This is a genomic window from Leclercia sp. 1548, assembly GCF_050435045.1.
GTDB classification, from domain to species: domain Bacteria; phylum Pseudomonadota; class Gammaproteobacteria; order Enterobacterales; family Enterobacteriaceae; genus Enterobacter; species Enterobacter adecarboxylatus.
Window position 1 is genome coordinate 443,359 of sequence record NZ_JBNDJP010000003.1, and the last position, 14,575, is coordinate 457,933.

Sequence of the window (14,575 nt, forward strand, 5' to 3'; positions counted from 1 at the left end):
CCGGTAGCGAGATAAATCTGGACAGAATTAAGGGTTATCGGCCGCTACCGGAAAAGATTTAGACATTGCGAAAATTCAGCAAGTTATCCCTTGCTGGTCGTTGTGCTCACGCGGGTGACAGGCGAGCTTTGGCGGTTCTCCCAGAGCACCGTCAGGCCGCGCTGCAGGGCGATAAAGATAAACAGCAGGATGCCTATCGCAATCTTGGTCCACCAGGAACTCAGCGTGCCGTCGAAGTTGATATAGGTTTGGATCAGCCCCTGGATCGCCACGCCAAACAGCGTCCCCAGCACCGTGCCGACCCCGCCGCTCAGCAGCGTGCCGCCAATCACCACCGAGGCAATCGCGTCCAGCTCAACGCCCACACCCGCCAGGGCATAGCCTGCCTGGGTATAGATGGAGAAGACAATCCCCGCCAGCGTCGCCAGCCCGGTTGAGAGCATATAGATACGGATGGTGGTGCTGCGGGTGGAGATGCCCATCAGGTTGGCAGAGGTCGCGCTGCCGCCAATGGCGTACACCTCGTTACCGAAGCGGGTACGGTGGGCGAGGAAAATACCGATCACCACCACGCCCAGCATCACCAGCCCGAGAATACTCAGACGGCCGCCGCCGGGAATTTTCCACGCCAGGCTGGAGAGCGTGTCGTAAACCGGATGGTTAATCGGGATCGACTCTTCCGACACCAGATAGCTGACGCCGCGCAGGAAGAACATCCCGGCGAGGGTGATAATGAACGCCGGGATCTTCAGCGCATCAATCAACAACCCCATAAAGGCGCCGAAGGCGCAGCCCATCACCAGCACCAGCGGGAAGGCCAGCAGTGGGGAGATCCCCCAGTAGCCGATCGCTTTCGCCAGGAAGACGCCGGTAAAGGCGATCACTGACCCAACGGAGAGGTCGATCCCGCCGGAGAGGATCACGAAGGTCATGCCGACGGCGATGATCCCAAGAAAGGCGTTATCGGTCAGGATGTTGCAGATCACACGCGTCGAGGCAAAACCGGGGAATTGCGTCAGACAGTAGAGATAGCCCAGCACGAACACGCCCAGGGTGATCATTAACGGTAAATTACGTTTTATCATGGCCACGCATCCCCTTAATAAGACTGATAAAGCGCGGCGACTGGACGATCAGCACACAGAGCACCACTACCGCTTTCACCACCTGGTTTAACTCGGGCGAGAAACCAGACAGCAGGATCCCGGTGTTCATTCCCTGGATAATCAGCGCGCCAATTACCGACAGCAGCAGGTTAAAGCGCCCGCCCATCAGCGACCCGCCGCCGATGACTACCGCGAGGATCGCATCCAGCTCCAGCCACAGGCCCGCGTTGTTGGCGTCGGCCCCGCGTATATCGGCCGCGACAATGATCCCGGCAATGGCGGCGCAGACCCCGCTTAAGACGTAGGTCAGCATCACCATCAGGCGGGTGCTGACCCCGGCGTTTTTCGCCGCGCGAATGTTAATCCCCACCGCTTCAATGAACATCCCGAGGGCGGTTTTGCGGGTGAACAGCCAGAACGCAATCAGCGTCACCACCACGATAATCACCGGCGTCGGGAAGAAAAGCAGCGAGCCGCTGCCGATCCACGCCAGATTGGGGGCATTAAAGGTGACGATCTGCCCGGAGGTGATCAGCTGCGCCACCCCGCGTCCGGCCACCATCAGGATCAGGGTGGCGACGAAGGGCTGTATTTTGAGGATCGCCACCAGGATGCCGTTCCACAATCCCGCCAGCACGCCCGTTCCCAGGGTCACCAGCAGCACCACCGGCAGGCTGTGTCCGGCCACGGTCATCGAGGCCGCGGTGGCGCCCGCGATAGCCATCACCGCCCCTACCGACAGGTCGATACCGCCAGTGGCGATCACCAGGGTCATGCCGATCGCCAGCAGGGCCACCGGGGCCGCGCGGTTTAAGATATCAATTGGGCTGCCGAACAGGCGGCCATCCTGGAGGATAATCTGATAAAAATGCGGCGAAACGAGGCTATCCACCAGTAACACCAGCAGCAGCGCAATGATTTGCGGCGTTCCGGTGGGCCAGCGGAAGCGGCGTTTCGGCTCGCCAGTTTGAGTCAGTGAACGTGGCATCACGATCTACTCCTTATGCCGCAATGGCGTTCATGATTGCCGGAACGGACAGCCCGTCCAGCGGGATCTCGGCCACCTGCTGCCGGTCACGCATGATGATCACGCGATCGGCATAGCCCACCAACTCCTCCAGTTCCGAGGAGATCACCAGTAGCGCCAGGCCGTCGGCGCAGAGCGTTTCGATCAGACGGATAATCTCCGCATGCGCCCCCACGTCGATGCCCCGTGTCGGCTCGTCGAGGATCAGGAACTGCGGTTTGGTCAGGAGCCAGCGCGACAGCAGCACCTTCTGCTGGTTGCCGCCCGAGAGAAATTCGATGGGCTGTTCGGCGCTCGGGGTGCGGATCCCCAGTTGGCGAATAAAGCGCTCGGCAATGGCGTTCTGCTCTTTACGCGGGATTGGCCGCAGCCAGCCGCGCTGGGCCTGCAGGGCCAGAATGATGTTTTCACGCACGGAGGCCGCGGCAATAATCCCGTCGGTTTTGCGATCTTCCGGGCAGAAGCCGATCCCGAGGCTGGAGGCCTGATGCGGCGAACGCAGCGCCTGGGGTTTGCCTTTGATCAGCGCAGTGCCGGTGTCGGCTGGTTTAATGCCGAAGATCACCTCTGCGGTTTCGGTACGGCCTGAACCCAACAGCCCCGCCAGGCCGACGATCTCGCCAGGGCGGACTTCCAGGTTAAACGGCGCAATGGTGCCTTTCTTGCCGTAATCCTTGAACGCCGCAATGGGCTTTTCACTTAGCAGCGTCCGGCCCGCACGCTGGAGGGCGTTGGTCTCCAGTTCGCGGCCAAGCATCATTTTCACCAGCTCGATTTGCGGCAGCTCGCGGGTTTCACGACAGCCGACAAAGCCGCCATTACGCAGCACAGTAATGCGGTCGCTCACTTCGTAGACCTGATCGAGGAAGTGGGTGACAAAAATCAGGCTCACCCCCTGATCGCGCAGCTGACGCATCAGGGTGAAGAGCATCTCCACCTCCTGGGTATCCAGGCTGGCGGTGGGTTCATCGAGGATCAGCACTTTGGCTGAGAGATCGATAGCGCGGCAGATAGCGACGATCTGCTGCATCGCCACCGAAAAACGGTTCAACGGTTCGCGCACGTCGAGGGAAAAGCCGTAGGACTCCATCAGCCGGGTGGCGCGGGCCTCCATCTCTTTGCGGCGCAAAAAGCCAAAACGCCGCGGCTCGCGACCGATAAACAGGTTATCAGCGACCGACATGTTCGGCAGCAGGTTCACTTCCTGATAGACCGTCCCGATCCCCAACTGCTGGGCATGGGCGGTATTTTTCGGCGAAATGGCCTGGCCTTCCAGCCAGATAGTGCCGCGATCGGCATGGTAGACGCCGGTCAGGGCTTTAATCAGCGTGGATTTCCCGGCGCCGTTTTCCCCAAGAAGGGCCATGATCTCGCCGCGCCGCAGGCTAAAATCGACGTTATCCAGCGCTTTTACGCCGGGGAAGAATTTGCTTAAGCCCTCTGTGCGGAGGATTTCCTGGTGTTGTTCAGTGGTCATATTTCCCCCTCACCCTAACCCTCTCCCCGGAGGGGAGAGGGAATTGATCGTGCAAATCTTTAATTTTCTGCCCAACCCGCCTTTCCCCCTCTCCTCTATGAGAAGAGGGAATTGATGGTGCCAGGCTTTACTTTTCTGCCCAATCCGCCTTTTCCCCTCTCCTCTATGAGAAGAGGGAATTGATCGTGCAAATCTTTAATTTTCTGCCCAACCCGCCTTTCCCCCTCTCCCCTATGGGAAGAGGGAATTGAACGTGCCAGGCTTTACTTTTCTGCCCAACCCGCCTTTCTCCCTCTCCCCTATGGGGAGAGGGCAGGGGTGAGGGGTTAAGGCTTAGTAGCCCATATTTTTCTTTTTCTCTAACTCTTCTTTTGCGGTATCAGGCAGATAAAGCGTGGATTTGGTGATGGTGACTTTCTCTGGCATGGTGCCGTCTTTCTTGAATTTTTCCAGCGCATCGAAAGCCGGACCAGCCATGTTTGGCGTCAGCTCAACGCTGGCGTTGGCCTCTTTGTCGATCATCGCTTTATAGATGTCTGGTACGCCGTCGATAGAGCCTGTCAGGATATCGGTGCCTGGTTTCAGACCCGCTTCTTTGATAGCCTGAATGGCGCCGATCACCATGTCATCGTTATGGGCGTAAACCATGCAGATGTTTTTGCCGTTGTTCTCGGCTTTGATAAAGCTTTCCATGACCTCTTTCCCTTTACTGCGGGTGAAGTCGCCGGACTGAGAACGGATAATCTTGATGTTTGACGCTTTGGAAATGGCATCGGCAAAGCCTTTCTTACGGTCGATGGCCACGCTGGCACCGACGGTGCCCTGCAGTTCCACCACGTTACATGGCTTGCCATCCACCTGCTTCACCAGCCACTCACCGATCAATTTGCCTTCCAGCACGTTATCGGCAGTGACGGTGGTCATATAGAGAGATTTGTCTTTTACATCGATGGAACGATCAAGCAGGAACACCGGAATTTCGGCATCTTTGGCTTCTTTCAATACCGGCTCCCAGCCCGTTGCCACGACCGGCGCAATGAAGATGGCGTCAACGCCCTGGGCGATAAAAGAACGCACCGCTTTGATCTGGTTTTCCTGTTTTTGCTGACCGTCAGCGATTTTCAGCGTGATGCCGCGCTTTTCGGCCTCGCTTTTCGCGACGTTGGTTTCAGCTGCTCGCCAGCCTGATTCTGAGCCGACTTGAGCGAATCCTACGGTTAATGGGGCGGCCATTGCCATAGACGACATGGCTGCTGAAACTGCTGTGACAAGAAGTAAGCGCTTCCACATAAGAACGTCCTCGTAGGGTAGTTTATTGTTGGGTAAAAGGTGTTCTGCGAAATGACTATAGACAATACGAGATGTAACGGAGTGTGTTACATCACACTTCGAAGAAGTGAATAAAACGTTAATCACAAGTTTGTAATCGCTTTCATTGAGCCATTAAAGATGCGGCTAAGTTTATGGATTATCTTGTCATGAGAAAGGTCTAATACTGGCGCTCAGAAGCAGTGAAGGATGAAAACAGGCGAAGACATTCCGCGTCAGTTGGCTATAATACTCGCCACTTGATTACCAATCATTTTAAAGGACACAGACATGAGCTTACTCAACGTCCCAGCGGGTAAAGAACTGCCGGAAGACATCTACGTAGTTATCGAAATCCCGGCGAACGCTGATCCTATCAAATACGAAATCGACAAAGACACCGGTGCGCTGTTCGTTGACCGTTTCATGTCTACCGCGATGTTCTATCCGTGCAACTACGGTTACATCAACCACACCCTGTCTCTGGACGGTGACCCGGTAGACGTGCTGGTCCCAACCCCATACCCACTGCAGCCTGGTTCCGTAATCCGCTGCCGTCCGGTTGGTGTTCTGAAAATGACCGACGAAGCCGGTGAAGATGCGAAACTGGTTGCGGTACCGCACACCAAGCTGAGCAAAGAATACGATCACATCAAAGATGTGAACGACCTGCCAGAACTGCTGAAAGCGCAGATCGCCCACTTCTTCGAGCACTACAAAGATCTCGAGAAAGGCAAATGGGTGAAAGTGGAAGGTTGGGACAATGCAGAAGCGGCTAAAGCTGAAATCATTGCCTCCTTTGAGCGCGCTAAGAAGTAATTCTTAACGTGTAAAAAGCCCCGACTTGTCGGGGTTTTTTTATGCCCGTCAATTGTCACGAAACTGTCACATACCCCTTTTCTCTATGTGTATTAACGAGATAGCGCGTTTACCCTGTCTTAATCCCCTTCTGCTCCCTTAAAGTCTGTCTGCCCTCGGTCGATACCTCCGTTACGTGATCACGATCGCTTTATTCCACCAGGGAAATACCTGCTACAGATGAAAATCAACACCCTTACAATTGGCCAGCGGCTAGGATTGCTGGCCGCACTGCTGCTGCTTGCAACACTCTTCACCGGGTTGCGCGGCCTGGCGATTAACAACGACAGCCTGACGCAGCAACAACGCATTATGGCAATGGAACAGTCCATCACGGAAAGCATCGACACTGCACGTAGCGCCCAGGTGCAGTTTAAAATCCAGGTGCAAGAGTGGAAAAACACCCTGCTGCGCGGTGCCCAGGGGCAGGAGGCGTTCGATAAATACAAAAATGCTTTTAGCCGCGAGAGCCAGGCCACCCAGGCGCTGCTCACCCATTTGAGCGAGCTGCTGCCCAAAATCGGTATGGATAACCGCGAGGTTCTGGCAACCCGGCAGATCCACGCCGGGCTGGAGCAACAGTACCTGAAAGCGCTGAACGATTATCAGGTGGGGGATGTGACCAGCGCCCAGCGCGTGGATAAGCAGGTCACTGGCATTGACCGCGAACCGACCAGAATGATCGACGAGGTGGTGGCGAACACTCTCCAGCACGCAAAGATGCTTCACCAGCAGATCGCTGACCAGAACCAGGCCCGCTACCAGCAGACCCGCTGGATGCTGGCACTGACGATGGCGTTAACGCTCGGCGCCGGAATGCTGGTGACCTGGTGGTTAATCCGCAGCATCACCCGGCCGCTGGCCCAGGCGGTGAGCATCGCCCGTACCGTGGCCGCCGGGGATTTGCAGTCCCGCTTTACGGTTGCCGGTCGCGATGAGACGGCCGAACTGATGCATGCCCTGCAAGAGATGAACATCAACCTGACCCGCATTGTGTCCGGGGTACGCAGCGGCACCGAGACCATCGCCACCGCCTCGGCACAGATTGCCAGTGGCAGCCATGAACTCTCTTCCCGTAACGAAGCCCAGGCCAGTGCCCTGGAGCAGACCGCCGCGTCGATGGAAGAGCTGACCTCGGTGGTCAAAAGCAACGCGGAACATTCACGAACCGCCAGCGATCTGGCTCGTAATGCCCGCCAGGTGGCGCGTCAGGGGGAGGAAGCCGTGGATCGTGCCATGCAGACCATGAGCGAGATCCATAATTTCTCCAGCGAGATCAACACCATTATCAGCATGATCGACAGTATCGCCTTCCAGACCAACATCCTCGCGCTGAACGCCGCGGTCGAAGCCGCCCGGGCGGGAACCGAAGGCCGCGGATTCGCGGTAGTCGCGGCTGAAGTGCGCGCGCTGGCCCAGCGTTCTGCCTCGGCCGCCAAAGAGATTCGCGTCCTTATCGATCGCTCTGTCAGCCGCATCGATGAGGGTAATGGTCAGGTCAAAGAAGCCGGGATTGCCATGGCCGGTATTCTGCAAAGCGTCAGCAAGGTGAGTGAACTGATTGAGGCAATTTCGTTAGCCAGCCACGAGCAAAGCACGGGCATCGATCAGGTGAACGTGGCCGTCACCCATATGGATGCCGCCACGCAGCAAAACGCTACGCTTTCGCAGGAGTCGTCCGCGGCGGCACAGGCGATGCATCGCCAGGCTGAACAGCTTCTGGAGACGGTGCAGATCTTTAAGCTGCGCCAGGAAGGGGCATAACAAAAAACAACGCCACCCGAGGGTGGCGTTGTTCATCTCAGTACTGGTCTCTGTCTAACCAGTTACCGCTTTCAATCAGCGTCAGGCCATCGACCGGACGTTGGTACACGTACATCCAGGCACTGCCGTAGGGCGTCTGGATCAACCGGCGAGCATATTCCCCGCCTTTAGTGCGCAAGGCATCAAGTTCAGCCAGCGTGGCATTATCAATACGATAAACCTCACCCTGTACTGCTCCGTTCCCCGGAACCGCGCCTGGATAGTGGCCCAGGCTGTACAACTGGTAGTTCTCGATACTGTAATCCCCCAGCAACTGGGCGTTGGTCATCCAGTGGCTGTTGCCCTGCTTGGTTCGTAAACTGCCGTAGACAAATATTCGCATTGCTAAAACTCAAACTGATAGAGCAAATCGAGTGCCTGATCTACGCCAGACACCGCTTCCAGATATAGCTTAGGCATCAGGCGATAGCGTAACGTGAGTGTCGCCAGCGAGTCAAAGATCCCCACGCCATATTTCACCTGCAGACCCGGCAGTACATAGCCACTGACCACCACCTGTGAAGAGTCACCGACCCCCTGGGTGTCCAGCGCCAGATTGCTTACGCCAAACGTCTCCCCGATTTTACCCACAACCTGACCACTTTGTGCAACCCCCAGACCGACTAACATTGAAGTCATCGCCGCACTGTCGCTCTGATTGCTGTCCAGACCTTGCCCGCGCAGCAGGTATGAGAGCGCTTCCTGCTGGGACATGGCCGGGTCGGAAAATATCTCCGCTTTCGGTTCGTCAGCGGTGCCAGTGACTCGCACCCCGGCGATCACGTCATTCTCGGTGGCCTCTGGATTACGAATCGCCTCGATATTCAGCAGCGGCTGATCCGGTGGACCGGAGAAGAGCAGCTCGCCTTTGCGGACAAGCAGATCCTGCCCGTAAGCGTGGAAGCGCCCTTCCGGGATAGTGATCTGCCCGTTCAGGCCCAGCCCCTGTTTATCCTGCGCGACCTTCAGATCGCCGGTGAGCCTCGCCTTCAGGCCAAAGGCATCCAGCCGCACGTTGTTGCCCACATGCACGATCAGGTTGCTGTTGATCGGGATAGAGGCCCGCTTGGTCTCTTCCGGCTGCAGATTTTTATCGAGCATCACCTCGTCGCTGGAGACGCCCACCGCGCTTTCTGGCAGGTCATGCACCACAATACGCGCCCACGGCACATCGACCCGGCCATCAAGGGTGAACAGCTGTGGCGTGGCCTCAAAGACCACGTCCGGCGAGACGTCTAAACGCACCATTGGCGGCACCGTGATGCGCACCTTGCTGCCCTTAGCCGCCACCCGCGCGCGCCAGTTATCGATTTGGCTCCAGTCGGCATCGCCGCTGAGGTTGATCTGCCCCTGCTGGGTGCGTACGGTCCCGGTCAGCGTCGAGCTCATGCCGTTGAAGTTCATCGCCAGCTGGCTCGGCAGCATATCGAACGGCATAAAGTTGCCGTCGATATCGACCCCGTTCAGTTGCATCTGACCGAAGAGCTGCGGGCTTTGCGCGTTACCGGCCAGCCGCAGGTTAGCGTTCAGCATCCCTGCCGCTTTCTCGCCCCGGGAGAAAATGGCGTTGGCCATCGCCAGGTTGAGATTGCGGATATTGACGTTGCCGCCCAGGTTGCGTTGCCCTTGCGGATCGGTCACCTGGATCTGGCCATCAAACTGGCCGTTGTTGGCGAGGCGGATCAGCCAGCCCAGCTCGGCGCGATTGTTGTGCAGATCGGCGGTAAGATTGAGCGTGGTGAATGCCAGCGGCAGCGGCGCGTCGTTCACCACCTGCGTGACCTTCACGTTGCGCCCGGAGAGCGTGACGTTGCCCTGCGGCAGCCCCGGCTTGGTAGTATCCCAGGCCACATCCGCTTTACCGCTAAACACGCCGCTGGCCTGGGTGGCGTCCGGCATAAACGGTTTGAGCATCGCCAGGTCAAAGCGGTTGAGGTTCACTACCGCCCGCCCTTCGGCCCCGGCATCAATAGTCTGCGGCACGCACAGCTCAGCGTTCGGGTTGGTCCAGCAGTGTGGCCCGATGCTGACCTTCTGCTCCGCATTGCGGTAATCCAGCGCAATCGAGCGGGTTAACGACCACGGCCCCACCGGGGTGGCGAAGCGGGTGTTGTCGAGCGTGCCTTTCCAGCGCATCTCTTTGCGGTCAAAACTGCCCGCCAGATGCAGCTGACCCGAGACCGGATCGCCCTGGACGCGCAGCTGGAGGTCGTGCTGTTTCTCGCTGCCTTTGGCCTCCAGGGTGACCTGATTGAGGTTAACCCCCGGCTGCGAAATACGATCCACGCGCAGGTTCATGTGTCCGGCGATCTGGTCGGTGGATTTCACATCGCCATCGACGCGCACGCGGGCGATGGTGAGTTCCTGCCAGCGCAGGCCGTTAGCGGTGATGTCAGCCAGAAGCTGCGGGGCCTCGACCGTGCCGCGCACTTTCACCAGCCCTTTCGCCGTTCCGCCCAGCCCCGGCAGGGCATTATCAAGATTCGGCGCATCGATGGTGGCATCCAGATCCAGATCTTTCACCCCCAGCTCGCCCTTGATGTCGGCGGTATTGCGGCCCAGCGCCACGTGCAGGCCGGGAATGATCCACTGCAGGTAGCTGTTGCCCTTCAGCGAGCCATGTACATCCACTTTGTTCTGCTTCACGTTGCCGGTAATTTTCAGCTCCGGCACATCCATCTGCCAGCTGCCGCCGTACAGACTGCCGCGGGTTTTAATCAGGCCGTCGAGCTTCGATGGCCAGTCCGGCACCTCTTTGGCGGTGTTGATCCCGGTGAGCTTCAGCTCCCCGCGCCAGCTGATCGCCTGCTGCCAGTCGAGCAGCGCCGTCAGCTCGGTTTTGCCCTCCAGCGCCGCGACCGTCAGCTTATCGAGGTTAATCTGCTGTTCGTTGCCCTTCGCATCAAGGGTAATGCCCGCAGGCGGTAGCCCCTCCCCTTTCACCGCAGTGCGGAACGACAGGGTGTAGTCGGTCATTTTACCGGTGAGCTTCAGCTTCACGTCATCGGCCTGATATTGCTTCTCGCCGGTGAAGGGCCAGTACAGCTGTTCACTGACCACTTCCAGGTTGAGGGGCAGGCCCGCCTCTGCAAGCCGGGTCTGGCCGCGCAGCACCAGATCCACCGGACCGGAGAGGTTCACGCCAAACTCCAGTTGCTCACGCAGGGCACCGCCGACCTTCAGTTTCACCTTTTCGCCCTTGATGGGGTCGATGTTCAGGCTGCTGTTGAGGGTGATGTCCACCGGCCAGTTATCGCGCAGCTGCGCATTACCGGTGGCGTTGACGCTCCCCTGGTTGGTGTCGATATCCAGCGCGTCGAGCTTCATATTGCCGTCGATACTGCTCACCTTCAGCAGCATGTTGAAGACCGTCAGGTCCGTATCGCCGGTCAGGCGCAGTTGCTCACCCTTAAACTCTTCGATGTTGAGGTTCAACGGCAGATGAACGTCGGTCATCTCCGGCAGGACCGGTTTAGAGAAGAGCTCTTTCAGCGTTTCGCCCAGCGGCTTCTCTTCCGGCTTCGGGTTCTGAATTTTTGGCTCGACGATCTCCTCCTGCGCCACGTCCGCCACTTTCGGCAGGGCAATCAGCAGCCCCTGCAGGGCGGTCGGCGTCAGGGTCAGGTTTTTCTCCTGCCAGCGCAGGCCCGAGGTGAAGTCCATCACCGACACGGTGGTGTCGTCGATTTTGACGTTGACGTTATTCAGCGCCACCCGGTTAAGCGAAATCGGGTATGGCGTGGAGAGATCCAGCGGCCCGCTCTCCTCTTCAGCAGGCGGTGCCGCTTCCGGCATTTTTTTCGAATCGATCGTCACGAACACGTCTTTTAACGACAGATCGTTAACGCACAGGCTGCTGTCACGCAGACAGCTGAGCTTCACCGCCAGGTGCAGATCGCCCGCGGTGACCGCCACGCCCGGCTGGTCATAGCGGACGTTTTTCAGATGCAGGTCGCGCCAGCCGCCGGTGACCTGGCCAATCTCCAGCCCCGGCACCCAACGGTTGGCCGCCTTAAACAGCAGATGCAGCCCGCTGGTGGTGCCCACCAGAAAGGCCACCGCAGACAACAGCAGCAAAATAAACAGCACAACGCCGAGGCTGATTTTCTTCCATAAACTCATAATTCAGGCCCCAGACCGATGTAAAACTGTAAACCGTGTTCATCTTTATCACCCACCGGCACGGCGAAATCGAGCTTGATCGGCCCGACCGGTGATTCCCAGCGCACCCCGACGCCTGCGCCGGTTTTAAAGTCGCTGCGGCGGATATCGCTTACCGCTTCCCCGCTGTCGATAAAGGTCGCGCCCCACCATTTTCCGGTGACGTTGTATTGATACTCCAGCGAGCCGGTGGCCAGCTTCGAGGCCCCGATCAGCTTGCCGTCGTCATCTTTTGGCGCGATGGATTTGTATTTGTAGCCACGAATACTGCGATCGCCCCCAGCGAAGAAGCGAAGATCCGGCGGCACTTTTTCGAAATCGCCGGTCTCAATCCAGCCCAGATTGCCGCGCATCACGAAGCGGTGACGATCGTAGAGGGTGCGGATCCAGGCGTTCTGCGCCTGCACAACGACAAAATCGACATCTGAACCCCAGGCGGTATTGGAGTAATCCACTGAATAGCGCTGAGAATCGCCCCAGGTCGGCATCAGCCCGCCGCGGGAGCGGGTCCGGCTGATCATCACCCCAGGATAGAGCAGCATGGTGGTGTTGGTTACATTGGCCTGGGTAAAGTGGTCGAGGCTCCAGCGCAGGTTAATGGCGCGCTGCCAGCCGCTGGAGAGATCCCAGTAGCGCGACACGGCGAGGGTCGTGGAGTCGGCTTCGGTATCGTTCAGATCGGTGCGCTTAAAGCCGCCCTGCACCAGGTAATATTGCTCAAGCGGGTTTTTCAGCAGCGGCATTTTATAGCTGAAATCCAGCTGCTGTTCGGGAGCAGAGATACTGGCGTTGGTGGTCAGGCTATGGCCGTAGGAGTTCATCCACGGCTTTTTCCACGTCGCTTTGACCCGCGGGCCGACGTCGGTGGAGTAACCAACCCCGGTCTCAATGGTGTTCTCGGTGCGTGGCGAGACCACGCCGTGCAGCGGCAGCACTTTGGTCTGCCGCGCTTTATCAAATTCTGGGGCTACCACTACTGAGTTAAACCAGCCGGTGGCAGAGAGGCGGCGGTTAAGCTCGGCCAGATCTTTCGACTGGTAATAGTCGCCCTCTTTGAAGGGGATCAGATTTTGCAGATATTCGTCGCGAATTTGCGACCCTTCAAAGGTGACGTCGCCAAAGCGGTAACGTTCGCCGCTGTCGTAGTCGATATCCCAGAATGCCAGGCGTCTGTCGAGGGCGATGCCCAGCTGGCTTTTATTGAACTGACTGTCGAAATAGCCTTTGCGCAGCGCTACTTTGGTCAGATCTTTTTTGAAGCCGTCGTAATCGCTGTGATTAAGCACGGTGCCGTTTTTCGGTCGCGTATTCAGCAGATCGAGGTAGTCGCGATCCGTGCGCGCGCCGCCGCGCAGCACCACGTCCGTGCCGCCGATCAGCACCGGCTCGCCCGGCTTGACACGGGCAATCAATACCTGCCGCCCTTTGGCCGGAGGTGGACGCAGTTCGAAGTCGATAGTGGGTTCGTAGTAGCCGAGCGCTTTTAAACCGCCACGGATGGCGTCATCCACACGGGCGCGGAAGCGACGGTCTGGCGTCACTTCGTCGCTCTGGATCGTGGAGAGCTGTGCGCGTACGTTTTTTTCCAGTTTCCCGGATAACCCCTCAACCTGCAAACGAACATTCGCCGCGTCGGCGATTCCGCTTGTCAGCAAGAAACTGACTAAACATAACTGGCGGATTTTTAGCACGTTTTCTCCTGAATATCCTTGTTTCCACCCCTGGAAGCAGATGAATTGCCGCTCCGCGGCAGATCACGGCATAAAGCCCAAAACCCAATACACGGGTTGAAAAATGGTTAAACAACCTAATATTTCTTATGTTTAAATCTAGACTCATTCACGGCATTTATTGTGTTCAATTAAACGCGTCGTGACAACCTTAACCCAAACATCACCTACCCGGAGGTCACACCGTGAGTTTATTCGATAAAAAGCACCTTGTTGCTCAGGCGGATGCATTACCGGGACGGAACACCCCTATGCCAGTCGCCACCCTGCACGCCGTGAACGGTCACTCAATGACCAATGTCCCCGACGGCATGGCTATCGCCCTGTTCGCGATGGGCTGTTTCTGGGGCGTGGAGCGCCTGTTCTGGCAGCTGCCTGGCGTCTATAGCACCGCTGCGGGCTACACCGGCGGCTATACCCCTAACCCAACCTACCGCGAAGTCTGCTCCGGCCAGACCGGTCATGCCGAGGCGGTGCGGGTTGTGTATGATCCGAACGTAATCAGCTATGAACAGCTGCTGCAGGTGTTCTGGGAAAACCACGACCCGGCGCAGGGTATGCGTCAGGGCAATGACCACGGCACCCAGTACCGCTCAGCGATCTATCCGCTCACCCCGGAACAGGACGCAGCGGCCCGCGACAGCCTGGCGCGCTTCCAGCAGGCGATGCTCGCGGCAAACGACGACCGTCAGGTCACCACGGAGATCGCCACCGCGCTGCCGTTCTACTACGCGGAAGACGATCACCAGCAGTACCTGCATAAAAATCCGTACGGCTACTGCGGTATCGGTGGCATCGGCGTATGCCTGCCGCCACAACTGGCCTGATTATGGGTTTAGCGCCACGCGAGCCGCGTGGCGCATGGCATTGCTTACCGAACCGTCCTTTATCTCTTTACCCTTTAACAGCAGCTTCAAAACCAGTGCCTGCGGCCGGTTGAGCCGCGTCTGCAATAGTTGCACAGCGTTTATACCCCGATCCCGCGCGGTGCGGACATTCTCTTCCCTGGCCTTTTGCGGGTGCAGGAGGTGTCGCTTAACATCCCTCGAACACAAAACGCGGGTTATACGATGGCCTGACGCCGTAAGCTGTGCCCTATCGTGCG

Annotated in this window: 10 protein-coding genes and 1 pseudogene; 3 read left to right on the forward strand and 8 right to left on the reverse strand. The window is 58.0% G+C overall.

Annotation, left to right across the window (positions count from 1 at the left end; translation table 11 throughout):
* Positions 1–83: 83 nt before the first annotated feature.
* The 4 genes from yjfF to ytfQ form a co-directional block, all read right to left on the reverse strand.
* Positions 84–1,085 (reverse strand): galactofuranose ABC transporter, permease protein YjfF, encoded by a 1,002-nt coding sequence (gene yjfF / locus ABIE02_RS11585; protein ID WP_032616236.1) that lies wholly within the window; start codon positions 1,083–1,085, stop codon positions 84–86.
* Positions 1,072–2,097: a galactofuranose ABC transporter, ATP-binding protein YtfT gene (gene ytfT / locus ABIE02_RS11590; RefSeq protein ID WP_163604553.1), complete on the reverse strand. Its 1,026-nt coding sequence runs from the start codon at positions 2,095–2,097 to the stop codon at positions 1,072–1,074. Before ytfT ends, yjfF begins: the two co-directional genes overlap by 14 nt.
* A gap of 10 nt (positions 2,098–2,107) precedes the next feature.
* Positions 2,108–3,610, reverse strand: a complete 1,503-nt coding sequence (ytfR, locus tag ABIE02_RS11595) for a galactofuranose ABC transporter, ATP-binding protein YtfR (protein WP_032616233.1) — start codon at positions 3,608–3,610, stop codon at positions 2,108–2,110.
* Positions 3,611–3,943: 333 nt separating this feature from the next.
* A complete protein-coding gene (gene ytfQ, locus ABIE02_RS11600) occupies positions 3,944–4,900 on the reverse strand; it encodes a galactofuranose ABC transporter substrate-binding protein YtfQ (protein WP_032616231.1) in 957 nt (318 codons plus the stop codon).
* Between the two features lie 309 nt (positions 4,901–5,209).
* Here ytfQ and ppa point away from each other — a divergent pair, with 309 nt between their 5' ends.
* Both ppa and ABIE02_RS11610 read left to right on the forward strand, forming a co-directional pair.
* Positions 5,210–5,737, forward strand: a complete 528-nt coding sequence (ppa, locus tag ABIE02_RS11605) for an inorganic diphosphatase (protein ID WP_032616230.1) — start codon at positions 5,210–5,212, stop codon at positions 5,735–5,737.
* A 219-nt stretch (positions 5,738–5,956) separates the two neighbouring features.
* A complete protein-coding gene (locus ABIE02_RS11610; protein ID WP_336994940.1) occupies positions 5,957–7,540 on the forward strand; it encodes a methyl-accepting chemotaxis protein in 1,584 nt (527 codons plus the stop codon).
* A gap of 37 nt (positions 7,541–7,577) precedes the next feature.
* Here ABIE02_RS11610 and ABIE02_RS11615 read toward each other — a convergent pair whose 3' ends face one another.
* From ABIE02_RS11615 to tamA, 3 genes are read right to left on the reverse strand one after another with little or no spacing between them, the layout of a single operon-like run.
* A complete protein-coding gene (locus ABIE02_RS11615; RefSeq protein WP_032616228.1) occupies positions 7,578–7,922 on the reverse strand; it encodes a gamma-glutamylcyclotransferase family protein in 345 nt (114 codons plus the stop codon).
* Positions 7,923–7,924: 2 nt separating this feature from the next.
* The gene (gene tamB / locus ABIE02_RS11620) at positions 7,925–11,701 is read right to left on the reverse strand and encodes an autotransporter assembly complex protein TamB (protein WP_336994941.1); all 3,777 of its coding nucleotides are present in this window, start codon (positions 11,699–11,701) and stop codon (positions 7,925–7,927) included.
* A complete protein-coding gene (tamA, locus tag ABIE02_RS11625) occupies positions 11,698–13,431 on the reverse strand; it encodes an autotransporter assembly complex protein TamA (RefSeq protein WP_280713672.1) in 1,734 nt (577 codons plus the stop codon). The genes tamB and tamA overlap by 4 nt, the downstream gene beginning before the upstream one ends.
* Positions 13,432–13,655: 224 nt before the next feature.
* Here tamA and msrA point away from each other — a divergent pair, with 224 nt between their 5' ends.
* Positions 13,656–14,297: a peptide-methionine (S)-S-oxide reductase MsrA gene (gene msrA, locus ABIE02_RS11630; protein ID WP_032616225.1), complete on the forward strand. Its 642-nt coding sequence runs from the start codon at positions 13,656–13,658 to the stop codon at positions 14,295–14,297.
* On the opposite strand, the pseudogene ABIE02_RS11635 reads toward msrA, so the two are convergent.
* Positions 14,298–14,453 (reverse strand): annotated as a pseudogene (locus ABIE02_RS11635) (LacI family DNA-binding transcriptional regulator); the annotation flags it as partial.
* Between the last annotated feature and the right edge of the window lie 122 nt (positions 14,454–14,575).

Coding starts and splice junctions, on each gene's coding strand:
- yjfF (WP_032616236.1), bottom strand. CDS start 1,085: ATGATAAAACGTAATTTACCGTTAATGATCACCCTGGGCGTGTTCGTG.
- ytfR (WP_032616233.1), bottom strand. CDS start 3,610: ATGACCACTGAACAACACCAGGAAATCCTCCGCACAGAGGGCTTAAGC.
- ytfQ (WP_032616231.1), bottom strand. CDS start 4,900: ATGTGGAAGCGCTTACTTCTTGTCACAGCAGTTTCAGCAGCCATGTCG.
- ppa (WP_032616230.1), top strand. CDS start 5,210: ATGAGCTTACTCAACGTCCCAGCGGGTAAAGAACTGCCGGAAGACATC.
- ABIE02_RS11610 (WP_336994940.1), top strand. CDS start 5,957: ATGAAAATCAACACCCTTACAATTGGCCAGCGGCTAGGATTGCTGGCC.
- ABIE02_RS11615 (WP_032616228.1), bottom strand. CDS start 7,922: ATGCGAATATTTGTCTACGGCAGTTTACGAACCAAGCAGGGCAACAGC.
- tamB (WP_336994941.1), bottom strand. CDS start 11,701: ATGAGTTTATGGAAGAAAATCAGCCTCGGCGTTGTGCTGTTTATTTTG.